The organism is Sphingomonas sp. PP-CE-3G-477, from assembly GCF_003050745.1.
GTDB lineage: Bacteria > Pseudomonadota > Alphaproteobacteria > Sphingomonadales > Sphingomonadaceae > Sphingomonas.
Genome location: NZ_QAOF01000001.1, coordinates 321,363 through 346,180 on the forward strand (window position 1 = coordinate 321,363; position 24,818 = coordinate 346,180).

The 24,818-nt window shown below is 66.8% G+C and carries 25 protein-coding genes; 7 read left to right on the forward strand and 18 right to left on the reverse strand.

Annotated elements, in window-relative coordinates:
- Positions 1–119: 119 nt before the first annotated feature.
- Positions 120–275 carry a hypothetical protein gene (locus C8J45_RS19045; protein WP_181321059.1) on the forward strand — a complete coding sequence of 52 codons (156 nt, stop codon included), beginning with the start codon at positions 120–122 and terminating at the stop codon, positions 273–275.
- A gap of 16 nt (positions 276–291) precedes the next feature.
- Here C8J45_RS19045 and C8J45_RS01400 read toward each other — a convergent pair whose 3' ends face one another.
- From C8J45_RS01400 to C8J45_RS01410, 3 genes are all read right to left on the reverse strand, one after another.
- Complete coding sequence (locus C8J45_RS01400; protein WP_107961599.1) at positions 292–939, reverse strand: SOS response-associated peptidase family protein; 648 nt, start codon at positions 937–939, stop codon at positions 292–294.
- A gap of 3 nt (positions 940–942) precedes the next feature.
- Positions 943–1,278, reverse strand: a complete 336-nt coding sequence (locus tag C8J45_RS01405) for a hypothetical protein (RefSeq protein ID WP_107961600.1) — start codon at positions 1,276–1,278, stop codon at positions 943–945.
- An 85-nt stretch (positions 1,279–1,363) separates the two neighbouring features.
- The gene (locus C8J45_RS01410) at positions 1,364–1,564 is read right to left on the reverse strand and encodes a DUF5818 domain-containing protein (protein WP_107961601.1); all 201 of its coding nucleotides are present in this window, start codon (positions 1,562–1,564) and stop codon (positions 1,364–1,366) included.
- A gap of 178 nt (positions 1,565–1,742) precedes the next feature.
- Between C8J45_RS01410 and C8J45_RS01415 the strand changes: the two genes are divergently transcribed.
- The 3 genes from C8J45_RS01415 to C8J45_RS01425 are packed head-to-tail and all read left to right on the forward strand — an operon-like array spanning position 1,743 to position 6,074.
- Positions 1,743–2,489 carry an ABC transporter ATP-binding protein gene (locus tag C8J45_RS01415; RefSeq protein ID WP_258191220.1) on the forward strand — a complete coding sequence of 249 codons (747 nt, stop codon included), beginning with the start codon at positions 1,743–1,745 and terminating at the stop codon, positions 2,487–2,489.
- Positions 2,482–5,007 (forward strand): FtsX-like permease family protein, encoded by a 2,526-nt coding sequence (locus C8J45_RS01420; RefSeq protein ID WP_107961602.1) that lies wholly within the window; start codon positions 2,482–2,484, stop codon positions 5,005–5,007. Before C8J45_RS01415 ends, C8J45_RS01420 begins: the two co-directional genes overlap by 8 nt.
- Positions 5,007–6,074: a lipocalin-like domain-containing protein gene (locus C8J45_RS01425; protein WP_107961603.1), complete on the forward strand. Its 1,068-nt coding sequence runs from the start codon at positions 5,007–5,009 to the stop codon at positions 6,072–6,074. The genes C8J45_RS01420 and C8J45_RS01425 overlap by 1 nt, the downstream gene beginning before the upstream one ends.
- 107 nt (positions 6,075–6,181) lie before the next feature.
- On the opposite strand, the gene C8J45_RS01430 is transcribed toward C8J45_RS01425, so the two are convergent.
- The 5 genes from C8J45_RS01430 to C8J45_RS01450 all read right to left on the reverse strand — a co-directional run bounded on the left by C8J45_RS01430 (position 6,182) and on the right by C8J45_RS01450 (position 12,982).
- Positions 6,182–9,772: a M1 family aminopeptidase gene (locus C8J45_RS01430; RefSeq protein WP_107961604.1), complete on the reverse strand. Its 3,591-nt coding sequence runs from the start codon at positions 9,770–9,772 to the stop codon at positions 6,182–6,184.
- A 2-nt stretch (positions 9,773–9,774) separates the two neighbouring features.
- Complete coding sequence (locus tag C8J45_RS01435; protein ID WP_107961605.1) at positions 9,775–10,686, reverse strand: ABC transporter ATP-binding protein; 912 nt, start codon at positions 10,684–10,686, stop codon at positions 9,775–9,777.
- Positions 10,687–10,821: 135 nt separating this feature from the next.
- Positions 10,822–11,718, reverse strand: a complete 897-nt coding sequence (locus C8J45_RS01440) for a glycosidase (RefSeq protein WP_107961606.1) — start codon at positions 11,716–11,718, stop codon at positions 10,822–10,824.
- A complete protein-coding gene (locus C8J45_RS01445; RefSeq protein WP_374956410.1) occupies positions 11,715–12,482 on the reverse strand; it encodes an SDR family NAD(P)-dependent oxidoreductase in 768 nt (255 codons plus the stop codon). The genes C8J45_RS01440 and C8J45_RS01445 overlap by 4 nt, the downstream gene beginning before the upstream one ends.
- A gap of 116 nt (positions 12,483–12,598) precedes the next feature.
- Positions 12,599–12,982 (reverse strand): helix-turn-helix domain-containing protein, encoded by a 384-nt coding sequence (locus C8J45_RS01450; RefSeq protein WP_107961608.1) that lies wholly within the window; start codon positions 12,980–12,982, stop codon positions 12,599–12,601.
- Between the two features lie 90 nt (positions 12,983–13,072).
- Here C8J45_RS01450 and C8J45_RS01455 point away from each other — a divergent pair, with 90 nt between their 5' ends.
- Entirely contained in the window at positions 13,073–13,933 is an 861-nt protein-coding gene (locus C8J45_RS01455; protein ID WP_107961609.1) for an SDR family oxidoreductase, read from the forward strand.
- Between the two features lie 158 nt (positions 13,934–14,091).
- Here C8J45_RS01455 and C8J45_RS01460 read toward each other — a convergent pair whose 3' ends face one another.
- The gene (locus C8J45_RS01460; RefSeq protein ID WP_107961610.1) at positions 14,092–15,579 is read right to left on the reverse strand and encodes a deoxyribodipyrimidine photo-lyase; all 1,488 of its coding nucleotides are present in this window, start codon (positions 15,577–15,579) and stop codon (positions 14,092–14,094) included.
- Between the two features lie 200 nt (positions 15,580–15,779).
- Here C8J45_RS01460 and C8J45_RS01465 point away from each other — a divergent pair, with 200 nt between their 5' ends.
- A complete protein-coding gene (locus tag C8J45_RS01465) occupies positions 15,780–15,977 on the forward strand; it encodes a hypothetical protein (protein ID WP_107961611.1) in 198 nt (65 codons plus the stop codon).
- Between the two features lie 6 nt (positions 15,978–15,983).
- Entirely contained in the window at positions 15,984–16,241 is a 258-nt protein-coding gene (locus C8J45_RS01470; protein ID WP_107961612.1) for a hypothetical protein, read from the forward strand.
- 86 nt (positions 16,242–16,327) lie between these two features.
- Here C8J45_RS01470 and C8J45_RS01475 read toward each other — a convergent pair whose 3' ends face one another.
- From C8J45_RS01475 to C8J45_RS01515, 9 genes are all read right to left on the reverse strand, one after another.
- Complete coding sequence (locus tag C8J45_RS01475) at positions 16,328–17,203, reverse strand: SDR family oxidoreductase (protein ID WP_107961613.1); 876 nt, start codon at positions 17,201–17,203, stop codon at positions 16,328–16,330.
- 184 nt (positions 17,204–17,387) lie between these two features.
- Positions 17,388–18,107 (reverse strand): EAL domain-containing protein, encoded by a 720-nt coding sequence (locus C8J45_RS01480; protein ID WP_219907348.1) that lies wholly within the window; start codon positions 18,105–18,107, stop codon positions 17,388–17,390.
- Positions 18,108–18,214: 107 nt separating this feature from the next.
- Complete coding sequence (locus C8J45_RS01485) at positions 18,215–19,387, reverse strand: AMP-binding protein (RefSeq protein WP_107961614.1); 1,173 nt, start codon at positions 19,385–19,387, stop codon at positions 18,215–18,217.
- A gap of 2 nt (positions 19,388–19,389) precedes the next feature.
- The gene (locus C8J45_RS01490; RefSeq protein WP_181321060.1) at positions 19,390–20,679 is read right to left on the reverse strand and encodes a sensor domain-containing diguanylate cyclase; all 1,290 of its coding nucleotides are present in this window, start codon (positions 20,677–20,679) and stop codon (positions 19,390–19,392) included.
- Positions 20,680–20,689: 10 nt separating this feature from the next.
- The gene (locus C8J45_RS01495) at positions 20,690–21,004 is read right to left on the reverse strand and encodes a phosphonate transporter (protein ID WP_244647170.1); all 315 of its coding nucleotides are present in this window, start codon (positions 21,002–21,004) and stop codon (positions 20,690–20,692) included.
- 348 nt (positions 21,005–21,352) lie between these two features.
- Positions 21,353–21,823 (reverse strand): PaaI family thioesterase, encoded by a 471-nt coding sequence (locus C8J45_RS01500; RefSeq protein ID WP_107961617.1) that lies wholly within the window; start codon positions 21,821–21,823, stop codon positions 21,353–21,355.
- A 43-nt stretch (positions 21,824–21,866) separates the two neighbouring features.
- Complete coding sequence (locus C8J45_RS01505) at positions 21,867–22,832, reverse strand: aldo/keto reductase (RefSeq protein WP_107961618.1); 966 nt, start codon at positions 22,830–22,832, stop codon at positions 21,867–21,869.
- Positions 22,833–22,890: 58 nt separating this feature from the next.
- Positions 22,891–23,754 carry an alpha/beta fold hydrolase gene (locus C8J45_RS01510; protein WP_107961619.1) on the reverse strand — a complete coding sequence of 288 codons (864 nt, stop codon included), beginning with the start codon at positions 23,752–23,754 and terminating at the stop codon, positions 22,891–22,893.
- 28 nt (positions 23,755–23,782) lie between these two features.
- Entirely contained in the window at positions 23,783–24,784 is a 1,002-nt protein-coding gene (locus C8J45_RS01515; protein ID WP_107961620.1) for an NADP-dependent oxidoreductase, read from the reverse strand.
- Positions 24,785–24,818 lie beyond the last annotated feature (34 nt).

Here is a 24,818-nt window from a genome sequence, read left to right on the forward strand (position 1 = left end):
TGCCATGCGCCGTCCCGGTTTCGGCCGTCGTCCTCTTCGCACCAATTGACGTGGCGCGAAAATCGCAACATTCTGCGGGCGAAGCAATCGTCCAAAACCGAGTTCACGGGGCTGCATCGGTGCCACAACGCACGCTTGAACCTGATCAACGCCTCCGCGAGCATCTCGAAGATGCGCTGGCCGAAGCCGACAGCCTGGGGTGGACTGTGGTCGCAGCGCTCATCTCCGAGGCGCTCGATGCGCTCGGGCCCCCCGCGACCGCGCGGATCGGGTAGGTCCATCACCGATCGGTCAGGCGGCCTCACGCGTCGGGAATACCGGGCCACGCACGGTCATCGCGCCCGCCGGATACGGACGCTGTAGCGCGACGGCATCGTCGTAGCTGCCGGTCAGCCAGCGTTCTTGGTCGTCGGGGCGGAGGATCGTGATCATCGCCTTCGGATGGATCGGCGCGACGAGCGCGTTGGTGTCGCACGTCACCATGGCGAAATAGCGCTGATCGCCGACCTGACGCCAGAAGCCGGCAACCGCGAACACCGGCTGGTCGGTGACCGCAAACCACATCTCGCCCTTGATCGGCTTCTTGCCGTCGCCGAGATCGGTCGGCTGGCGCGCCCATTCGCAGAATTCGGTCAGCGGAATGAGGCACCGGTTCGCCGGATCGGTGACGAGCGAACGCCATTGCGGAAGGTGGAGGCTGCGCACGTTCGTCTGCGCGACCTTGCGACCGGCCTGCCTCGCCTGACCGGCCAGGACGTCCCACTCCATCACGTCGAGCCCGCGACGCCCGCCATCGTTGCGCACGACATAGGCCCTGCCGAACGGACGCAGTTCCTTCGGATCGAACCGGTTGTCCATCGGCTTCGTCGTCAGCCAGTCCGCACCGAAGCGCTCGGTGATAGTCTCCGGTTCGCCGTCGAACCGAGCGCGATTACACATCGATCAGGATCCGAGGCCACGACGCTTGATCTCGCCGAGCAGTGCTTCGGCGACGGGATGGCCGACTTCGCCACCGGATTGCGTATAGGCGTTCGTGAGATCCGCATCGGACGCGGTGTTGAGCAGGTCGCGGACTTCGGCGCTGAACATGTCGACTTCGCCAGCCGCGGCATCTGCCGCCTCGACGCTGGTGACGGCGGGCTCGTCGCCCGGCGCGGGCGCATGCGCCATCACGGCGTCCTGTTTGAACAGGTCGAATGCATCGGCGGCTTCGCTGCGTTCTTCGAGAGCGATTTCGAGCCGCGTGAACAGATCGAGCGGGGAGGCTGTGTTTTCCATCGCGCCAGCCTAAGCGCGGTTCGGCGCCCTACGCAATACGGCACCGTCTCAGATCGGTATCCAGCGTTTCCCGGCCGATAGCGGTTCACGCCGGCGAGACACCGTCGGCGTTGACGAGGTCGGGGCCGACGAGCGTGCCGATCAGGCGCACGCGTTTTTCGACGAGGTCGACGGGCGTGCGGTGCAGCTCGAGTTCGAACCGGCCACCGGCGTCACGACGCAGATAGAATGCGCCGCCATCGCGGACGAGCAGCCCGACCTCGTTGATCCTGGTACCGACGTCCATCTTCCGTTCCCGCCTCGTCATCGTCTCGATTTTCGTGAAGCCTCTGCCACGAGCCCTGTCGCGCCTACAGTGGTTTTCGCTGATAAGATCGTGGAGCGGGAGATTTGCGGGAACAGAAGGCGACGGCCGGTTGTACCATCTTGCGTGGTCGATCAGACGGCGGACCGCAGGAGTATCCATGAGCGCGCGCGAGATTTCTTCTGGTGAGACCGACGGGGCCAGGGTCCCTTTCGACACGACCCCTCTGGACCCGGCCCCCCTCCTCGACGTGCGGGCGCTGACCAAGTCGGTGCCGGGCCCGCGCCGACTGTTTCGAAACCTCGATCTGGCGGTTCGCGGTGGTGAACTCGTGGCGATCATCGGCGAGTCCGGGGTCGGCAAATCGACGTTGCTCAACATCCTCGCCGGTCTCGACGACGCGGATGGCGGCAGCGTCGCGATCGATGGCGTCGACCTGGCCGCGCTCGACGAAACCGCGCGCACCAGGCTTCGTCGGGAACGGATCGGCTTCGTGTTCCAGGCCTTCCATATCCTGCCCTATCTGACCTTGCGCCAGAACGTCGCGCTGCCGCTCGCCTTGGTATCGCCGGACGCTGCGGCCGCCGATCGCCGTGCCGAGCATATGCTCGATGCTGTCGGCCTGGGCGGGCGAGGCGATGGCTATGCCCGCGATCTTTCGGGGGGCGAACTGCAACGCGTCGCGATCGCGCGCGCGCTGGTGCACCGGCCCGCGCTGATCCTGGCGGACGAGCCGACCGGGAACCTCGATCCGGAGACTGCGGCGCGCGTGCTGGCGCTGTTTGCCGACGCGGTGCGGGGGCATGGCGCGGCCGGCGTGATGGTGACGCATTCGGAGGCGAGTGCCGCGATGGCGGACCGCGTGCTGACGCTCGGGGCGGAAGGGTTGGTCGACCGGCGTGGCTGATCGGGCCGGGGGATTTTCGGGCAGGCTTGCGCTGCGCTGGCTGATCGGTGGCGAGTGGCGCTTCCATCCCGCGCGCTTCCTGATGACCGCGGTGTCGATCGCGGTCGGCGTCGCGCTGGGCTTTGCCGTCCACCTCGTCAACGGGTCCGCGCTGGCCTCGTTCGACGGGGCGATGCGCGGGATCAGCGGCGCCGCCGAACTGTCGATCCGCGCGACCAGTCCGCTCGGCTTCGACGAACGCGTCTACCCGCGGGTGGCGACCGCGGGTGGCGTCGCCGACACCAGTCCGGTCGTCAGCCTGGATGCGCGGATCGGCCGCGTTCGCGTCACGCTGCTGGGGGTCGACGTGATCCGCGCCGCGGCGGTCACCCCGTCGCTGATCGGCTTGCGTGCCTCTGGACCGGATACGCAGAACGATGCCGTCTTCGACGAGGCTGCGCTGTTCCTTTCGCGCCGTGCGCTGATGCAAACCGGAGCACGGGTAGGATCGGTGGTCACGGTCGTCGCGAACGGCCGGACGGTGCCGTTGCGGATCGCGGGTACGCTGCCCGCCACCGACGATGCGACGATCGGCGTGATCGACATCGCCGCGGCGCAATGGCGGTTCGGCAGGCTGGGCCGGATCGACCGGCTCGACCTCGCGCTGTCCGATCGCGCCGCGGCCGAGCCCGCGCTGCGTGCGCTGTTGCCGGCGGATGCCGTGCTCTCCACCCCCGAGAAGCAGAATGCGCAGGGTGACGCCCTGTCGCGCGCCTATCGCGTCAACCTCGACATGCTGGCGCTGGTTGCGCTGCTGACGGGCGGCTTCCTGGTGTATTCCGCGCAATCGCTGTCGGTGGTGCGTCGCCAGCGTGCGTTCGCGCTGCTGCGGACGCTGGGCATGCCGCGCGGTGGCGTAATGGCGGCGGTCGTCGTCGAAGGCGTCGCGATCGGCGTGGTCGGGTCGGCGGTCGGATTGCTGGCGGGCTACGGCCTGGCATGGGCGGCGCTGCACTGTTTCGGGGGCGATCTCGGCGCGGGGTATTTCGCCGGGGGCCATTCGCAGGTCGTGTTCCAACCGCTGGCCGCGATGGTCTTTTTCGCCCTCGGCCTGCTCGCGGCGTGCCTGGGGAGCGCGTTGCCCGCGCGCGTCGCGGCACGCGCCGCACCGGCCGCCGCGCTCAAGAACGTCGGCGACGTGATCGATCCCCGGCAGCGGATCGCGTGGTGGCCGGCCGCAGCCTTGCTCGTCGCAGGCGCCGGCGCGGCGGTCTTGCCCGCGGTCGGCGGGCTGCCGCTGTTCGGCTTTGCGGGGATGGCGCTGATGCTCGCGGGGGGCGTGGCGGGCGTGCCGTGGTTCGCGCGGACGTTGCTCGCGCCGCTCGCTCGTCGCGGCGCAGCGAACGTGCCGCGCCTGCTGGCCGTGCGCCATCTGCACGGCGCGCCCGGCGAAGCGGCCACCGCGTTGTGCGGGATCGTCGCCTCGACCGCGCTGATGATCGCGATGGCGACAATGGTGACAAGCTTCCGGGGCGCGGTCGACGACTGGCTGGGCGACGTGCTCGGTGCCGACCTGTATGCGCGAACGACGGCGGGAGCATCGTTCGATCCGGCGACGCGTACGAGGCTCGCCGCGACGCCCGGGATCGCACGCGTCGCCTTCAGCCGGCAGCTGCCGCTGACGATCGCCGCCGACCGCCCCCCGGTCAGCCTGATCGCGCGGCCCGAGCGCAACGGCCGCGATCCCCTGCTGGTGCTGATCGATCGTGCGCCGAGCGTGCCGGCCGGCGCGTTGCCGGTCTGGGTGTCCGAGCCCGCTCAGCGTCTGTACGGCTGGGAGCCGGGCGACACGATCGCGTTGCCCATCGCCGGCCGTACACGCTTTTTCGTCGCCGGCGTCTGGCGCGATTACGGCCGGCAGGCGGGCGCGGTGCTGATCGACGAGGCGGATTATCAGCGCCTTACCGGCGACGAGGGGCGCGACGAGATATCGGTGATGGTGACGCCCGGACAGGACGCCGATCGCGTTGCCGCGGGCCTGACCGCGCGGCTTCCCACGGCGCTGCGCGAACAGGTCGAAATCACCCGGCCGGCAACCTTGCGAAAACTCGCGCTCACGCTGTTCGACCGCAGCTTTGCCGTCACCTACCTGCTCGAGGCGGTGGCGATCCTGGTCGGGTTGGCGGGTGTCGCGGCGACGATGTCCGCACAGACGATCGCGCGCGAACGCGAATTCGGCATGCTCCGGCACCTCGGCCTGACCCGCCGCCAGCTGATGTCGATGCTGGCGACGGAGGGTGCGATCGTCGGGTTGACGGGGGCGCTGGCGGGCATCGGCCTGGGGCTGGTGCTGGCACAAGTGCTGATCCACGTCATCAACCCGCAGTCGTTCAACTGGACGATGACGACGCGCATCCCGGTCGGCACGCTGTTCGGCGTGGCCGCGGCGCTGACCGGTGCGGCGGCATTGACTGCGGTGCTGGCAGGGCGACGCGCGACGGCGCGCAGCGCGATCACGTCGGTTCGGGAGGATTGGTGATGCGGCGCACGTTGATGATGGCCGGCTTGCTGGCCGCGGTTGCCGTGGCGGCACCCGCGGCCACGCCGTATCCGCAGGTGAAGCCGGGTATCGTACTGCGCTTTCCCGGCGACCACGGCGCGCATCCGGCGTTCCGGACCGAATGGTGGTACGTCACCGGCTGGCTGAAAACCGCAGATGGCAAGCATCTCGGTTTCCAGGTGACCTTCTTCCGCACGCGGCCCCCCGTCGATCCCGCAAACCCGAGCCGGTTCGCGGCGCGGCAGGTGCTCTTCGCGCACGCCGCGCTGTCCGACCCGGCGACCGGGCGCCTGCTCCACGGCGAGCGCGCCGCGCGGCAGGGCTTCGGTCTGGCATCGGCGCGGACCGACGATGCGGACGTGGCGATCCGCGACTGGCAGCTTCGCCGAGGCGCGGATGGCCGCTGGCGCACGCGCGTGACGGCGGATGGCTTTCAACTCGCGCTCGCCTTCCAGCCGACCCAGCCACCGCTGCCGCAGGGGCAGGGCGGCTATAGCCGGAAGGGGCCGCGCCCGGAGGAAGCGAGCTATTATTACTCGATCCCGCATCTGCGTGTCGCGGGCACCGTCACGCGCGCCGGCCGCCCCGTCGCGGTCACCGGCGAAGCATGGCTCGATCGCGAATGGTCGTCCAACTACCTTGCCCCGGCCGCGCAAGGCTGGGACTGGACCGGCCTCAATTTCGACGACGGCTCCGCGCTGATGGCGTTCGGGATACGGCGCAAGGGCGGCGGCACTTTGTGGGCGGGCGGCGCGCTACGCCGTGCCGATGGGCGGACCATGGTGCTCGGACCCGGCGACGTGGCCTTCCGGCCAGTCGCGACATGGCGGAGCCGCGCGACCGGCGCCGTCTATCCGGTCATGCAGGATCTCAGCATCAGGGTCGGCGGCAAGGTCACGACCCGCCGGCTGACGCCGATGTTCGCCGCGCAGGAACTCGACGCACGGCGAAGCGGACTGCCCGTCTATTGGGAGGGCGCGGTGCGGACGCCCGGAGGCCGCGGCTATCTGGAACTGACCGGCTACGACAAGGCGCTGGCGATGTAGCCCGGCAATGCAGCCCGGCAATCGCGCGCGCAGGCGTGATCAATGCGCGCGCTCGCCAAGCTCCACCATCTCGCCGTCCGCGGTATCGTTCCGGAAGCGAACCGCGATCATCTGTCCGTGACCGCTACGACATTGTCGTCGCTGTTGCGATCGACGTACAGCGTATAGGGATCGATACCGGCAAACGCCGGGCGACGCTTGGAGACGATCCGTACGGTCTGCGTACCCGACACGATCGGCCGGCGCTCCTTGAGGATCACGTCCTTCGCGGCAAAGCTGCCGAGGCCGGGGCGCTGGTCGAACAGGCCGACATCGATATCGTCCTTCAGCGGCGCGGCTTTCTCCACCCCGGCGCCGTTCGCATAGACCTTGCCGGCGTCGAGCGTGAGTATGGTTTCGTAGGTGCCGTCCGCCAGTTTGCGGGTCGTCGCAGCCGATGCTTTCAGATCGTACACGGTGATGCGATCGAGCAGGTTGAGCACGAGTTGGCGTTCGGCCGGATTGCGCGCGAGCGACAGGAAGCCGTCGACGAGATCGAGCGAGCGGGGATAGGGCGCGCCCTTGAACCGGTAGCGATTGAGCAGGTCGCGGAGCATCGCGTTGACGCGGTCCTCGCCCAGCCGATCCTGCAACAGGTACACCGCGAGCGAGCCCTTGCGGTAATGGATGTATCCCTGGTTCTCGACGCGATCGAGCGGAACTTCCTCGACGACCTCGCCGCCGCGCGAGCGCAGATACGAGTCGAGTTCGTATTTCAGGAAGCGGCGGATCTTGTCGTCGCCATATTCGTGCTTCATCACCATCAGCGCGGAATATTGCGCCATCGTTTCGATGAGCATCGATCCGCCCTGCATATCCGCGCCGATCAGTTGATGGCCCCAATATTGATGGCCGAGTTCGTGCGCGGTGACGTAGCTGACATAGTCGATCGTGTCGGGATTGCGGGTATCGGCGATGAAGCCGATGCGTTCGGAATAGGGGATGGTACCGGCAAAGGCCTGCGCGAAGCTCTGGTAGCCGGGAAACTCGATGATCCGCGCGTAGTCGAACTGATAGGGCCCGAAATTGGCGCGGTAATAGGCGAGCGAGCGCTGCATCGCGTCGAGCATGCGATCGACGTTGAACGCGTGCTGCGGATCGTAGAACACCGTCAGCGCCGTGCCGTCGGCGCGTCGTGATTTCTCCGCATAGGCGGCGGACTGGACCGAGAAGAACGCGAGGATCGGTGCGCGCGAGACGAAGCGCGCGGTGCGGCGTCCGCCGACCGTGCTGTCGGCCACCTTGTCGCCGGGCGCGATCGGCGTCTGGCCTGCGGTCGTCGAAACGGTGATGTCGGAATGCACCCAGGGCGCGTTGACGATCAGGTTGCGAGCCTGGGCCGACCGGTCCTCCAGCTTGGCGGGACGCAGTTCGGGGGTGAGACCGTATTTGCGGCGCTTGGCGCGGTCCTGCAACAGGCCGTTCTTGTCCATCCCGAACCGTGGCGCGAATTCGCCGTTGTTGAGGAAGGTCCCGTTTCCGACGAGACGGGTATCGTCGTTGTTGGCGACGAGCCCGCGCTGCCAGCGGTCCGTGCGGAACGTCATCGTTCCCCTGGCGCCGGGTGCCATCGGACGTGCGAAGCGGTAGATGCGGTATTGCAGGTCCGCGTCGTTCATCACGACCGTCGCACCGGGTACCGTCACCGCGCGCAGGTGAGTCAGGTCGTCCATCATGCGGACGTGAAGATCGCGAAGCGGCGCGCCGGTGTCGTTGACGAAGGCGTAGGTACCGCTCGCCACCATCCGCCGCTGTTCGGGGTACAACGCCACGCTCAGGCGCATGTCGGTGATGGAAGGCTGTTTAAGGGCGAGGTATTTGAGGTATTTCTTCTCGTAGAGCGCCTGCCGCGCCTCGCCTTCCTGTTTAGTCCGATAGACGTTCACGACATCCATGTCGTGATACAGGAACGCGCCCGTTGCTGCCGTGACGCACAGCGCCACCGCCATGATCGCGCCGGGCACCCCGAGCAGCCGACGGGGCAGATGCACCAGCCGTGCCTTGAGCCGGGTCTCGGTCCCGCGGCGCCACAGCAGGTGCGCGATCACGCCGAGCGCAACCGCGACACCGCCCCAGTACAGCCTGAGCCACCAGCCGGCAGGACCGCCGATCTGGTCGCCGTTCATGTCGGACAGCTGCGTGTTACCCGTGCTGCCATATTGGTAGAGCGGGTGCTCGAAACCGATGTTGCTGAGCGTGATCGTGGCCACGAGGTAGACGACCATCACCGCCCAACCGACATATTTATTGGGACTGATGGCCTGGATGAACACGGCCAGGATCGCGAGCAGCAGCACGTCCACCGTCATCGGCAGCAGATACCAGAGCAGGTAATGACCGAGCGCGAGATCGGTCTGGCCGCGCGCGAGCTGGACGATGCATGCGGTGATCACCGACACGAGCAACGTCGCGAACAGCACCAGCGTCACCGCCAGCACCTTGGGCACCAGATACGCCCAGTTCGGCAGCGAGGTCGCATCGACGATCTCGTGCATGCCGCGTTCGCGGTCCCGCCAGACGAGTTCGCCCGAATAATAGATCGCGATGATCAGCGGGATGATGCTGAAACTGCCCTGCAGCGTGCCGATCACCGCGAAGGTCAGCTGGCGGATCGGCGCGCCGAACATCTCGTTGGCGAACAGAAGGCCGCCAAGCGAATTGAACAGCCCGATGAGCAGCAGCACGAGGAACGCCGGGCTGCGGAACACCAGCGCCATCTCGAATTTGCAGCGGGACAGCATTCGCGCCCATGCGGCATCTTGCGGACGTGCCGCGGGCAGGCGGTCGACGATCAGCGGTGGCGTGGCAGCGAGCCGCGCCGCAGTACGCGCCTGCTTGCGCAGCTTGCGCTTCGACACGCCCCGTTCGGCAAAGCTGAACCGGGCATAGGCGATCCCGACCGCTACCAGTCCGATGGCGATCGCGATCGCCCGGTTGGCCAGCAGCACGCCGGTGAACGGCGGCATGCCGCCATTGGCTTCGCTCGCGGTCCAATAGCGCGTCGTCGTACCGAACGCGCCAAACCCGAACAGCTCGAAATAGGCGCCGGTCGCCCGCCATTCGGGCTTTGCGCGCAGTACCGCGTTGATCGCCAGATACAGCATCAGGAACACGACGACGCCGAGATAGCTGTACATCATCGACCGCGTCGCCGTCGCGACCGCGAAGAAGATCGCCGACGTCAGGAAGACGTTGGGCAGGGCCAGCAGGAAATACGCATAGGCATAATCCTTCAGCCGGTTCGGGCCGAGCGTCTCCGAATCGACCCAGGGCATCAGCGAACCGAGCCAGATCGCAAGCGGGATCGCGGCGAAGGCGAGCGTGGCGGCACCGAACGCGCCGAGGAAGCGCGCGATCAGATAGTCGAACTTGCTGACGCGCGTGGATCGGACCATCGGTCCGAACCCGCTTTCGTCGTCCCGCACGATCACGTTGGCGACGAACGCGGTCGTCACGAACATGAAGAACAGCGACATGATCAAATGCACCTGCGCGATCGCGACGGGTGCGTTCTTGTGTATGTTGGCGCCGCTGCCGATCTGGATCTGCTCCACCGTCATCGACCCGAAGGTCAGCAGGAAGAACAGGATCGCAACCACCCAGAACACGGGGTTGCGTAACTGATAGCGCAGCTCGAACCGGGCGATCTGGCCGAACACCGCTATGCTGCCACGGTCGAGGAAACGGGTTCGCTTGCCGGCACCCGCCGCGATCGCGCCAGCGTGGAGAAATAGACGTCCTCCAGTCCGCCTGCGGCCGCGGTGAAACCGTCGCCAGGATCGTCGGAGGAGAGGATGTGGATGATCGTGCGACCCGCGAACAACCGCGTCGAGATGATCTCGTAGCGCAGCCGGCATTCGTCGAGTTCGTCGCGCCCGATCGTCTTCGCCCACACCGCGCCGCGGGTCTTCGCGATTAGATCGAGGGGCGCGCCCTCCAGCTGGATTCGCCCGGCGGCCAGCACCGCCATCCGCGGGCACAGGTCCGACACATCCTCGACGATATGCGTCGACAGGATCACGACGACGTTTTCGCCGATCTCGGCAAGCAGGTTGAGAAACCGGTTGCGCTCTTCGGGATCAAGCCCGGCGGTCGGTTCGTCGACGATGATGAGTTCGGGGTTGCCGATCAGCGCCTGCGCGATGCCGAAACGCTGTCGCATGCCGCCTGAAAATCCGGCGATCGCCTTCTTGCGGACCGCCCAGAGATTGGTCTGTTCGAGCAACGTCTCGACGGTTTCCTTGCGCTCCTGCGCCGATGCCACGCCCTTCAGCACCGCCATGTGATCGAGCATGTCATACGCGGACACACGCGGGTAGACGCCGAAATCCTGCGGCAGATACCCGAGCCGCTCGCGCAACGCCTCGGGTTTCGCAATCACGTCGATATCGCCGAAGCGGATCGTGCCCTCGGTCGGCGTCTGCAACGTGGCGACGGTCCGCATCAGCGTCGACTTGCCCGCCCCGTTCGGCCCCAGCAGCCCGAACATTCCCTTGGGAACGTGCAGCGTCACCGCATCGAGTGCCCTCGTCCCGTTGGCGTAGACGTGCGTGACGTTTTCGAGATCGAGCATGAGCACCTCTTCCGGTTCGGGAAGCAGTGTACGCGGTGTATTGCTTGAGTAAAGCGCTTATCGATCCAAATCCGCGTATGAATCCGGTGCCCGTACCGAGCGTCCTGGCGCGGCGCGTACGACCGGCCGTATGTCCTACCCGCCGTACCGGCTGACCAGTGCCCGGCGGAGCATCCGGTCTTCCAGCGAGTAATACAGCGCTATCCGGTTTCCGTCCGCGACCGTCGACGCGGCGAAAGCGATGTCTGTCGCCTCTCGGCTGAGGGCTGGGGGCGGTACCAGCAGCGGCTCGAGACCACGCCCCGTCACGCGCGCGAAATCGGGGCTGAAGCTGATCCAGCCGATCCGCCAGCGTGCGTCGTGCGTCGCCCCGTTGTAGAACATCACCGGGTCCTGGCCGTCCGCCTGCCAGATCGGCCCGGTCGAAAGATGCCAGTTATCCCAGCTATCGTCGCGTATGCCAAAGGGATCGGGCAGCACGGTCCACGGACCTTTCGGCGTCGGCCCGCCTGCCATGCCAATTCGCGATGCGCCGTCCGCGGCATATTCGTAGAACAGCCGCCAATCGCCGGACGAGGTCTGGGCGAGCGTCGCTTCCTTGATGTTGCCCTCGCCGGGAGGCGCCTTGAGGATAAGGTCTTCCTTGACCAGCGCGGTCAGGTCGCGCCCGGCGGCCAATATCATGCAGCCCTGGCTGCGTGGCGCATCGACGCCGGTATAATAGACCAGATATTCGTGGCCGGTCACCAGGACGGTCGGATCTTCGCATCCCCCCATGTCCTGCATGCCCGGGCCCGGCGTGATCGCGAGGCCGGGATCCATCACGAACGTCAGCCCGTCGCGGCTTTCCCCACGGGCGATGATACCCGTCGGGTCATGCGGCCCGAGTGGATGCGGTACGCCGCGCACCATGATCCGGTACAGATCGCCTTCCTGCCACACGAACGGGCTCATCAAATCCATGTCGTCGACCACCGACGCGGACGAGATGGTGACGGTGGCGAGTTGCTCGACCGCGTAGGTGACCGTCATGCGCCCTGCGCCACGGTCAGCGACAGCGCGCCGTCGATCGTCACGGTGGTACCGGTGATATAGTCCGCCGCGGGTGACAGCAGGAACGTGACGAGTGCGGCAACCTCGTCGGGGCGTCCGGCCCGCTTCCACGGGATCGCGGCTTCCTTCGCCGCCAGTTCCTCCGGATGATCGAGCGCGGATTGGTTCATCGGCGTGAGGATCATGCCCGGCGCGACGCCGTTTACCGCAATACCCTTGGGCGCCAGTTCCAGCGCCAACGTCGCGGTCAGTTGCGACAGGCCACCCTTGGCGGAGTCATAGTCGACGCCACCGGGGCGGGGGGCCCGTTCGTGGATCGAAGAAATGTTGACGATCCGGCCTTTCGCATCCTGCGCTTCCAGCGCGCGCACCAGCCGCCGGCACGTCAGGAACGGCCCGTAGAGATCGGAGCGGATCACGCGGTCGAACTGCGCAAGCGGCATGTCGACGAGCATCACGCCGCTCATGTTGAGACCTGCGGAATTGACCAGCAGGCTGACCGTGCCGAAACTGCTCTCGGCCTTGGCGAACAACCGTTCGACTGCGGCTTCGTCGCCGACGTCGACCTGCACCGCGATCGCGCGATCCGGGCCGCCGATCGAGGCGCAGACCGCCTGCGCCGCCGCCTCGTCCTTGAAATAGGTTATCACGACGCGCGCACCAGCCTCGCCCAGTGCCTTGGCGCACGCGGCGCCGATGCCGGACTCGCCGCCGGTAACGATTGCGATTTGATCGTCGAACATGGTCATCGCAACTGAACCGGTCAGGCAGGGCGGAGTTTCATGAATTCGCTGCCATCAAACTACCGTGGCGGGATATCGGGCACGCCTCGCACCGCCGGGGGCGGATGATCCCGCCGTCAGTCGTTCACCCGACCGCTGGCGAGCGCCGGCAGATTGTCCTCGATCCAGTCGGCCAGCGCCTGCACCAGCACCGCCGCCTGCTTGCCCTGTTCGGTCAGCGCATAGTCGACGCGGGGCGGTACGACCGGGAAGCTTCGACGGTGCACCAGCCCGTCGCCCTCCAGTTGCTTGAGCGTCTGCGAGAGCATGCGTTCGCTGACGCCGGCGACCCTGCGGCGCAGATCGCTGAACCGGAGTGTGCCGGGTAGCAGCGCGATCAGCGTCAGCGTCCCCCAGCTGCTCGTCACGTGCTTCAGGATTTCGCGCGACGGACAGCGCGGCGCAAACACGTCGCCGCGCTCCATGCGATCGGCGAGGCGGGGGGATGGATCGCCGGACATTTCAAAACTTACCTTTTTGTGCGTACTTCTCTTGCGTAAGTTAGTCGCTTACGTGGCGGGCATCAACACTGCAAAATAGGAGAACGCCTTATGTACGCCGTAACGGGAGCTTCCGGTCAGCTTGGCCGCCTAGTAATCGATGCGCTTCTCCGGACGGTCGCGCCTTCCGAGGTGGTTGCGCTGGTGCGAAATCCGTCCAAGCTGGCCGATCTCGCGGCACGGGGCGTCGTCGTGCGTGCATTCGACTATGATGCGCCCGCCACGCTCGTCCCCGCGCTCGCCGGGGTCGATCGCCTGCTGCTGATCTCGTCGAGCGAAGTCGGATCGCGCGAGGCACAGCACGGTGCGGTGATCGCCGCCGCCAGGACGGCAGGCGTCGGCTATATCGCGTACACCAGCATCCTTCATGCGGACGCCAATCCGATGAACCTTGCGATCGAGCACCGCGCTACCGAGGCCGCGATCGCGGCCAGCGGCCTGCCGCACGCGTTCCTGCGCAATGGGTGGTACACCGAGAACTACGTCATGTCCGTGGCGCCTGCGATCGAACATGGTGCGCTGATCGGTAGCGCGGGCGATGGTCGGGTCTCGAGCGCGAGCCGCGAGGACTATGCCGATGCCGCTGCTGCGGTCCTGGTCGACGGCTCGGTCGAGACGCGGATCTTCGAACTTGCCGGAGACGATGCCTACACGCTCACCGATTTCGCTGCCGCGATCGGTGACATCGCCGGGCGGCCGGTGATCTACAAGGATTTGCCGCAGGACGACTATCGTGGAGTTCTGGAGGGCGCCGGCCTCCCGGCACCGATCGCCGATATGCTCGCGGAAAGCGATGCGAAGGCGGCGCAAGGCTCGCTGTTCGACGACGGTCGTGCGCTCAGCACGCTGATCGGCCGCCCGACGACGCCGTGGCGGACGACGCTCGCCGCCGCGATGAAGGGCCAAGACTGACGGTCGTCGACAAACAACGCCGGCCGGATCGCCCCCGGCTGGAACGCGCGCGGGAACGTCGACGACCGTCGTTCCCGCGGCGACTTCGACGAGGCGTGATCGGAGTTGGACTTGCGACGCACCCGATACGTCGATGCCGCGCACCCGCCGGATCGCAGTCAGGTGGCTGGCTGATCCGACAGATACAATTCGACGGGCAGTCGTGGTGCAGCGCCCGGCTCGGGCCTTGCGCGCGCGGCTGCCGCTTCGATCCACTCTGGCCCCCCAGGACGGCGGCGGGTCGACCCATCGGAGCGCGTCGGCACCTTGCCGTAGATCGCGGGTCCGTCGCTGCCAGGCGACCCGCCGCCGAAGGATGCGGCGATGTTGCCATAGGTCGAGGGATCACGGCCATCGAGGCTCAGTCGGTCATTGAGGTAACAGGCGGTGGCCCACGCCGTTTTGGGATCGGGCGTCATCGCGATGATCCGCTTGCCCCAGTACATGCGGAGATTGTTGTGCATCCATCCATCGATCAGGAACTGACGCTGGCAGGCGTTCCAGGTTTCGTCGCGCGTCTCGCCGCGTAGTAGCGCTTCGAGCGTTTCGAGGTCCGGCCGTTCGTCCGATGAATGTGCCTCGAGCGTTTCGCGCGCCCATCCCGAAATCCGGTCGTACTGCTCGGGCGCGGGCAAGGCGCGTGCCTGATAGTGGAACCATTCGCGCCACGTCAGCAGCTCGTCGGCAAACTTCTCCTTGGCATTGACGGGGGCCGCCGCCGCCTCGACCGTGGCCATGATCTCGCGCGGCCCGATCACGCCGAAATGCAGATACGGCGACAGCATGCTGGCGCCTTCGGGGCGGGTCGCGTCGTTGCGAACCGCCGCATAGCTCGGCAACATGTCGTCCATCAGCCTCTCGAGCATTGCAAGCGCGCCGTCGCGGCCGAGCGGGAACAGCGGGCTCAGCGTCAGCGAGTGATCGATCGCCGCGTTCCCGATCAGGCGATCGATATCGGCATCGGTACGATCTTCGAGCCGATCCGAGGCAAAGGGCAGGGGCCCGTCATACGCTGCTGCTTCCGGGTGGAGATCGTCCGTCGCGCTCCAGTCCCCCCGCAGGGGCTGATGCCGCCGCCGAAATCCGGTGGTCGAGCCGATGTCGTCGCCAAGCACGGCGGGCGGCACCAGGCAGGCTGCGTTGACGGCGATTACGGCGCGATCGGTGCGCGCTGCGAACCGTTCCGACTGCCAGCGCGCGACGAAGGTCGGCTGGTCCTCGACGATCACGGCCGCGCTGTCGGCGGCCAGGCGGTAGACGAGTCCTTTTTCACGGGCATCCGCCTGTTCGACGTGCTGGACACACGCCAACCCGCGCTGCCGACATTCGCGTGCGAGGTCGCGGCTTGCCCCCAGGATGAAGCGGTGGAGACGATCCGAGGCGTACGGATAATCCTCGCGTAGTCCGTGATAGACGAGCACAGGCAGGCCGAGGTCGTTGGCGAGGCAGATCGCGGCGTCGATCACGGGATTGTCGCGTGCGCGCAACGCTTGCTGAAGCCAGCATAGCACGTAGCGGCCGTCGGTCCGGACGCTGCACGCGTTCAGGGAGCGAACGCGGGGTGCTTCGGACCAAGTGGCCAACGCGTTGGGGAGGGACGATGTCATGACGCCCCAACCATCGGCATACCCTCGCGATCCCGCAGCATGTATCGACCGTCGTGTCCGGGGCGCCACCGTTGAAATCGAGGCGCCTTCGACGGCCGCAAGCCGCAGCCATGCTGCTGTCCGGAAGTCGGTCCGGACGGCGTGTGCGCGCTGTCGTGCGGTCCCTGTCGTGCGACGTGCGATGCTGCTATCGATTGCCGATGCTGAACCTACGAACGAAGCGTCGCGTCGCAACGGGAGACCGGGCTTCTGCGCGGCTCGCCGAGATCCAGGCGTCGGTCTCGGCGCTTGTCGACGATGATTTGCTCGATCTCGCGGATATCTTCAAAAGCGCCGCGCCGACACCGTTGTGGGATATCGCACAGGCTGAAATGACCCGGCGCGACCTGAAGCTATGACCGTTCGTGGTTGACGATTACGCGCATGGCCAGCGCGACGGCCTGCGGCTCGCTTTATCGATCCTGGCAGCGGAGGAGGCCAAATGGGCGGCCTTGCTCGGTGAAAGCTCGTCGTGGCGGACCAACGCTACCCGGGAGGTGCGGCACAAGACGTTGCAGGTGGCGCAGGCACGGTTGCAGACCGCGCTGAACCGGATGAGCCGGAAGAATGCCCCCGAAGCCGAGGCCGAGATCGCATTGGCCCTGACGAAGCTGGGACTGTGATCCATAGTCCAGCTACCGATCCATGTCTCAAGGCACTCGCGTCTCCGCATTTTTGAAATTGCACGCAGACCGCAACGGTTCTTCGGTCAGTTGATCGGCACGCCGCCGGTCACCGCGATCACCGCGCCGGTCATGTAACTTCCCTCCGACGAGGCAAGCAGGACATAGGCGGGGGCGAGCTCGGCAGGCTGTCCCGCGCGGCCCAGCGGCGTATCCTGGCCTAGCGTCTCCAGTTCTTCCGGCGATTTCGCGATCGGCTGGATCGGTGTCCAGATCGGGCCGGGCGCGACCGCGTTGACGCGTATCCCCTTCGCGACGAGCAGGTTGGACAGCCCGACCATCATGCTGGAGATCGCACCTTTGGTCGCCGCATAGACGATCATGCTCTTGGTCGCGACCTTGGCCTGTTCGCTGGTGGTGTTCACGATGGCGGACCCAGGCTTCATATGCGGCGCCGCGGCCTTGGCGAGACGGATCATCGCGAACACGTTGGTCGCGAACGCGCGCTCCATCTCTTCGTCGTCGATGCTGTCGAGATCCTCGTTCATGGTCTGCGCCGCAGCGTTGTTGACCAGAATGTCGAGCCCACCAAGCTCCGCGACGGTACGCTCCACCAGAGCGACGCAGTGGCGCCGGTCGCTTATGTCGCCCGGCAACAGAACGCAGCGTTGTCCCGCTTTCTCGACCCAGGCACGCGTATCTTCGGCGTCGGCCTGCTCGACCGCTAGGTAGGAGATCGCGACATCCGCACCCTCTCGCGCATAAGCGATCGCAACCGCCTTGCCGATGCCCGAGTCTCCACCGGTGATGAGCGCGACCTTGCCCTTCAACAGTCCTTTGCCGACATAGCTGTTCTCCCCGTGATCGGGTTTCGTCTTCATGTTCGCGACAAGGCCGGGGCTCGGTTGTTGCGGCTCGCCGGGGAAGCTGGTCGGCTGGCTGTTGCGTGGGTCGTCAGTCATCCGGAAATTCTGCCTGTTCTGGTCACCGACCGAACGGTCTGCGGCCCATTAAGTGCCGCTCGTTTCCGGAGTCGGCGATCAAGCCGTGGCACCATCGTTCACCGAGGTGGCGGATGGCGGCACGACGGGCAGGTGGCTTGCCGGTGGTTGCTCGCACCAACCGCTTGATGCGCGACGCGGCGCCCTATCGATTTGCCGCCGTGGTCACCGTGCCCGAGGGCAATGCGGGCGCGGGCAGGACTTCGATCGCGGGACGCGCGAAAAGGTATCCCTGGCAAAGGCGGACACCGATCTCGCGCAATGCCCGCAGTTCCGCCGCGGTCTCGATCCCCTCCGCGATGCAGCGGATGCCGAGTTCGTCGGCCATGCGAACCACGCCCGCGACGATCGTCCGGCGGGCTGCCGAGCCGTCGATCCCGCGGATCAGCGCCATGTCGAGCTTGAGCATGTCCGGGCGCAGGTCTGCGAGCAGGCCGAGCCCGGCATAGCCCGCGCCGAAGTCGTCGATCGCGGTGGTGAACCCGCGCGCCTGATAGGATTCGATGATATGTCGGACGTGGACGACGTCGACCATCCGCTCGTTCTCGGTAAACTCGAACATCAGCCGCCCGGGGTCGAACCCGACGCGGCGGGCGGCAGCCAGCGACGCACGGATGCACGCGTTCGGCTCATATACCGCGTTGGGCATGAAATTGATCGACAGTTTCGCATCGCCATCGGGGGTGAACAGCGCGCCAGCCAGTTCGATCGCCTTTACGCGGCACGCCTGGTCGAACTTGTAGATCATGTCGGGCTCGATGCCGGACAGCACTTCGCCGGCGGATTGACCGTCCGCTCCCCGCACGAGCGCTTCATAGGCGAACACGGACCCGGTCTCGATATCGACGATCGGCTGGAACGCCATCGTGATCGCGCTCCTGAGCGGCGCGCCCGTCCGGCAGCCCCGGCACGCCTGCGCAAGGGACAGCGGTGTGGCGCGCGCCGTGTCGGCCGCGGTGATGGGTGCGTGCATCATGTCCAGTCTTCCAGTTTTCCCATCGCGTTGCGCGGCAAGGCCGGTCCGAAGCGATACGTCTTGGGACGTTCGGGATCGGTCAGGCGCGCGGCGACGACCTGTTCGATCCGCGCGGAGATCTGCACGGGATCGCTATCCTTGTCGGGAACGACGAACGCCTTCAGGCGTCCGTTCGCGTGCAGCCTGACGGCGACGTCCGCGGCGCCGTCGATCGTTCGCAGGACGCGCGCGACGCGCTCCGGCCAGACGTTGTGGCCTGCGACCTGGACCGCGCCGTCTCGCCGGCCGATCGGCCGGATCGCGCGATCGCCGATACGCTCGATATGATCCGGCAGGTCGCACAGCCGGCCATCGCGGTCCACGAGGCGCCAGTCGCCGTCACCGTTCGGGGCCAACCGCCAGCGTGGCAGAAGATCATATGCGGACGCGGGCAGATCGCGCATCGCGATGCCGCCGGTCTCCGACGAGCCATAGATATCCACGAGCCGCGCGAGGCCCGCCGCCGCCAGTCCCGCCGCGACATCGTCGTCGAGCGACCCGGCCGAACTGACGCCGACGACGTCGTCCGGAAAGCGGCGGACCATGCGCAACAGCACCTGCCACTGATCGGGTACGGCAACGACCAGATCGCCCGCGGCCAACGCGAGTGGTGCGCCGATCGAGCGCGCGACGACCGGCACGCCCAGCGTTACGGGCAACAACGCGGTCCAGATGATCCCGTACAGGTGATGCGCCGGCACCAGCGCGACCACCCGGCGTCGTCCGGCGAACCGTGTCGCAAGCACCGCAGCCTCGTCGAGGAGGTCGGTGATCGCGTGGATGCAGGGCCGCGGGCGGCCGGTCGAGCCGGAGGTGGCGACCGTCATCCGCCCGGTTCCCCCGGCATCCTCCGCATGTGCCTGCATGATCCAGTCGACCCACGCGCCCACCGTCCGCGGCGGATCGTCGCTCAGCAGACTGTCGTCGAGGTCGAACGCTTCGGCCAGCGCCCCCAGCGCACCAAGCTGCTCGATCGAGTCCAGGCCCAGTCCTTCGTCGCCGATCTGCGTCGAGGCGGACCAATCCCCCTTCGCGGCGTCGGGATGGGGCGTATCGCGCAGGCGGCGCACTTCGGCGGCGACGACGGCGCACGCGATGCGGTGCGCGGCCGCACGCTGCAATTTCGGCATGGTCACGCGGCGGAGGCTTGGTGATGACAGACCTGGTTTCGTCCTGCCTGTTTCGCGACGTACAGGCGCTTGTCGGCCAGCGCGATGAGCGCATCGATCGAACCGTCGGCTTCGTCCAGCGACGCGCAGCCCAGGCTGGCGGTTACGGTCAACTGCCCGCGCGGCGTTTCCACCTCGAGCGCAGCGATCGCCGTGCGCATCTCCTCGGCGAGCGTCATCGCCTGGTCATTGTCGTAGCGCGGCAGCAGGGCACCGAACTCTTCTCCCCCCAGCCGGGCGAAGATTCCCCGCGGCGGCAGCAGCGCGGTACAGACCTCCGCCACCCGACAGAGCAGGATGTCGCCGACCGGATGGCCGTGCGTGTCGTTGACCGATTTGAAGTGGTCGAGATCGAGAACGATCAGCGACAGCGACTGCCGCAGTTCGCGCCAATGCGCCTGCTCGCGCTCCATCACCTGGCCGAAGTGCCGGCGGTTCGCCGCGCCCGTCAGGTGATCGCACGTCAGCAGTCGGCGTACGTCCTCCGCGGCTTCCTCGCGCCGCGGTACGTCGCGCAGGATGACCGAAAAACCCGACGCGCGGCGTTCATCGCCCTCGGAGCGCGCGACGACCAGCCGTTGGCACCAGTAGCGCTCGCCGTCCGCGCGTTGTTGCCATCCTTCCTGCAGATGCCACCCGTCGCGTCCCGCGATCACCAGTTGCTCTTCGAGCCTCAGGTCGCCCCCGGTCGCTTCGGTGTGCAGCAGCTCGGTCAGATCGCGGCCGAGCACGTCTGCGCAGTCATGCCCGGTCTGGCGGGTGAAGCAGGGGTCGGCCGATTCGATCCTGCCGTTCTGCGTGATCGTGAGCGCGGCATAGTCGTTGACGCCGTCGAGCAGCGTCGCGAACCAGGTATCCGCCTGGCGCAGCCGTTCCTCCTGGACCACCTGCTGGCTGATATCCGACAGCGTCGCCATCAGCCGGTCGGGGCCCAGCTTCATCAGCGTGCAGGCCAGCACCTTGGGCGGGGCCGTGCGTCGGCGTGATCCGAGATCGACGAAGATGCGGTGCCCGTCGCAGATCCGGCCGGTGGACGGCGCATAGGACGCGACGATGCTGCGCAGCTCGGGCGCGTGCTGCTCCAACGCCGCAAACAGGTTGCCGGGATCGCGCGCGCCGGCGAGCGGCAACAGGTGCTGCATCGCATGCGGGTTCATCAGCGCGATCTCGCCCGCGATGTCGCATTCGATCAGCCCGACGGGGCAGGCGTACAGGAATTCGAGAAGCTGTTCCTCGCTAGAAATATCGCTCATGATCGCGGTCTCACCGTTCGATGAGGATATAGCGGCGCGGCGTTCCGGGGGCCGCCAGCAGGCGCAGCCGCACTCTTGTCGGACGCATCCGCAGCGTCAGGACATAGGGTATGATGTCGTCGATCTCGGGCTCGTCCTCGAACCGCTGGGCGACCATGAAATTGTTCATGCACTGCGCAACCGCATCGAAGAACGGCACGCCGATGACCGTGGCGGGGTCGAGCCCCGACATGCGCGCCTCGGTCGCGTTATAGGACTGCACGATCGTATCCGCTTCGAAGCCAACCACCCCGAACGGCAGGGCATCGCGTTCGTCGACGCTCATCGTATCGAGGTCGCTCAACGCAACCGCTTCAAAACTGGCTTCTTTTAGCGACACACCCATGTCTCCCTTGCAACGGCGCTATGCCTCCGGTTGCGTTAAGCATCACCTAACATCGTGCATCGGGAGCGACGGAGTCCGTCGACGGTCGCTCGGCGAGCGCCGGCGACCGAGACTTTGGCATCTGCGTACGGCCCTTCGGGGTGGGCGATACGTTGCGGCCCGCAGACGCTACCTGCACCGGACATCGGTACAACGAACGAGCGCCGGGTTCAAAGAGGCCGCGAACGTCGGGGGCGTTGGGTGGAGGGCAGATGACTGGTCCGGAGCGTCATCCGGACATGACGCTCGTCAGCCCGTCGTCGCCGGGCGTTCGATCGGGAAGATCAGCAGCGTCGAGGTTGCCGTTGCGCACAGCCGGCCGTTGCGATCCGTGAGTCTGGCTTCGGAAAACGCGGTGCGGCGGCCGATCGAGACGATCCGGCCCTCGGCGCGGACCGGTCCGCTCATGTCGTTCAGCGGGCGATGATAGGCGACCTTCAGTTCGAGCGTGGTGTAGCCTTGCTCGGCGGTCAGTTTGGAATGCACCGCGCACCCGCACGCGCTGTCGAGGAGCGTCGCCGCATACCCGCCATGGACCGAGCCGATCGGGTTGTAGACGCTGCGGTCCGGGCTCCCCTCGAATACCGCGCGGCCTTCCTCGACCTCGACCAACGTGAACCCCAGCGTCACGTTGATCGGCGGCGGCGTGTTCTCGGCAATGATCGCGTGGAGTTGCTCCAGGCCCGACAGGCCGGATGCGTTGTTCTTAATGATATCCATGATGCGTCCTTAAGGTCGAGGCGGCTGGTGTGGCGGGGCGGAATCAAACCTGGCGGGCAGGCGCCTGCGAAGTCGCGCTGACCGCGTCGAGGCGGCGGGACTGTTCGTCGGTCAGGACGACGTCGAGCGCACCGAGATTGCTGGTCAGTTGCGCCATCGACCGGGGCCCGATCATCGGCACCGCGCCGTGGCTTCCGGCCCAGGCGATCGCGACCTGGTCGGGGCTGGCATGTAGCTCGTCGGCGATCGCGATTACGGTGTCGATGATCGCGGTACGTTGCGGGGTGTCCTCCGCCTGGAAGACCTTGCCGCCGAACCCTTCGGCGCGGCCGGTCTCGCCCTTGCGGTACTTGCCGGTCAGCACGCCGCCGCCGAGCGGCGACCAGGTGACGACGCCTAACCCCAGCGCGCGCGAGGCGGGGAACAGGTCGGCCTCGGGATCGCGGTGGACGAGGCTGTGCTCGAACTGCGCGGCTGCGATCGGCAGCGCGCGGGTCAGGTCCGCGATCGTCGCGGCCTGCGCGAGGCGCCACGCCGGGAAGTTCGACAGGCCTGCGTAGAGGATCTTGCCGGCCCTCGCGAGGTCGTCGAAGCCGCGGACGATCTCGTCGGTCGCGGTCACGTCGTCGGGATGGTGCACCCAGTACAGATCGATGCGGTCGGTCTTGAGACGCTTGAGGCTCGCTTCGACCGAGGCGATCATCGCCTTGCGGCTGTTGCCGGTGACGAGCCGGTTGGCATCGGGAGCGGCGCCGTTGCTGAATTTCGAGGCGAGCACGAAGTCCTCGCGTCGCCCCGCCAGCGCCTTGCCGATGATCTCTTCGGACTGGCCGAACTGATAGACGTCGGCAGTATCGAGGAAATTGCCGCCGGCATCGGCATAGGCGTCGAGGATCGCGGTGCTGGTCGCCGCATCGGCACCATGGCCCCAGCCGGTGCCGAAGTTGCCGGTCCCGAGTGCGATCTGCGACACGGTCAGGCCAGTGCGGCCGAAGGGTATGTAGTCCATGATCTATACCTTCTTGGAGGGGCGATGACTCTTAAGGGCAACGACTGGGGGAGGGGGCTCAGGCAGCCAGAAACGCACGCACGCGCTGCACGAAGTCCTCGTGATACTGGAAGATGCCGCCATGGCCGGCGTCGGGGTACAGGACGAGCTCGGCCCCCGGGATGCGGCGCGCCATGTCGGCGGAGTTCTCGCTCGGCACCATGATGTCGCGATCGCCGTTCGCGACCAGGACAGGCCTGGCGATGCTCCCGATATCCTGCGCGGGCTGGCGACCCCATGCCGTGATCGCCTTCAACTGGCGCAGGAACACCGTCGGGGTGATCGGCGCATCGCGGTCGATCTTGCGCGCCTTCAACCGAAGCAGGAACGCCTTCGCCGCCTGCCGACCGTTCGCGGTCGAGGTGAAGAAGAGATAGGTTTTCGGATCCTTCAGCGTCAGCAGGCCCTTGATCATGAGCGGCCACGCGACCGCGCCGACCCGCGCGATGCCTGTGCCGCCTGCCGGCCCGGTACCCGCGAGCACCAGCTTGCGGACCAGGTCGGGGCGGGTGAGTGTGATCTGTTGCGCGACGAAACCGCCGAGCGAGACGCCGATCAGGTCGATCGCGTCGAGCCCGAGCCTGGCGATGACTGCGACCATGTCCTCGGCCATCGCCGCGATCGTCGTCGGCGCATCGCCACCCGACTTGCCGACGCCGCGGTAATCCAGCGCGTAGACCGGCCGGTCCCGCGCGAGACCATCGACGATCCGGGGATCGAAATCGTCGAGGTTGGCGACCCAATGGTTGAGCAGGACGACCGGGACGCCCTGCGCCGGGCCAAGCCGACGATAGGCGAACGTCGTTCCCGCCGCCTCGATGGTCAGCGTCGGCGTTTCGATCCAGGTTTCCGTGGCACGGATATGCGAAGCGGGTTGTGACATGACAGCTACCTTGCTGGGGGAATCGCGATCAGCGGATGCTGACGACGACCTTGCCCTTCGCGCGGCCGGTATCGATGTAGGCCATCGCATCGTTCAATGCGGCGAAGGGGAAGACGCGGTCGACGACCGGGCGGATTTCGCCGCCCTCGATCAGCGTGGCGATGGTCGCCAGCTGCTCGCCGCTCGCCTGCATGAACAGGAACGAATAGCTGATTTCGCGGCGCCTGGCCTTGGCGCGGATACCTGCACTGAGCAGCCGCATTACCAGACGCAGCCCCCAGTTCAGCCCTTGCTGTCGCGCAAACGCCGGATCGGGCGGCCCCGAGATCGAGATCAGCTTGCCGCCGGGCTTGAGCGTATCGAGCGACTTGGCGAGCGTCTTCCCGTCGAGGCTGTTGAGGGCCACGTCGTAGCCGGACAGCAGCTCGGCGAAATCCTGCGTCTTGTAGTCGACGACCGTGTCCGCACCCAGATCGCGAACGAGGTCGAGGTTGCTCGTCCCCGCAGTCGTCGCGACGTGCAGACCCAGGTGTTTCGCTAGCTGGATGGCGAACGTCCCGACACCGCCCGATCCGGCGTGGATCAGCACTTTCTGCCCGCGCTTTAGTTTGGCGCGCTCGACCAGCACCTGCCACGCGGTGAGGCCGACGAGCGGGATCGACGCGGCCTCCTCCATCGACAGGTTCACGGGCTTCAGCGCGACATCGGCCTGATCCACCGCGATGAGTTCGGCGAACGTGCCGATCCTTCCTTGGCGCGGGCTGCCATAGACCGCATCGCCGACCGCGAACCGCGTAACGTTGGCACCGACCTGCCTGACGATCCCGGCGAAATCCGCCCCCAGGACGAAGGGTGGCTTGTACGGCAGGATGAGCTTGAACTCACCGTTGCGGATCTTTGAATCGATGACGTTGAGCGCGGCGGCGTGGATCTCGACCAGCACGTCGTCCGGCCCGACGACCGGGTCCGGCCTGTCGCCGAGGCGTAGTCGACTGGCCTTGCCGTAAGCGTCGAGGATATAGGCTTTCATGATGCTTCCCTCTGGAGGCGTCGGGGACTGCGCC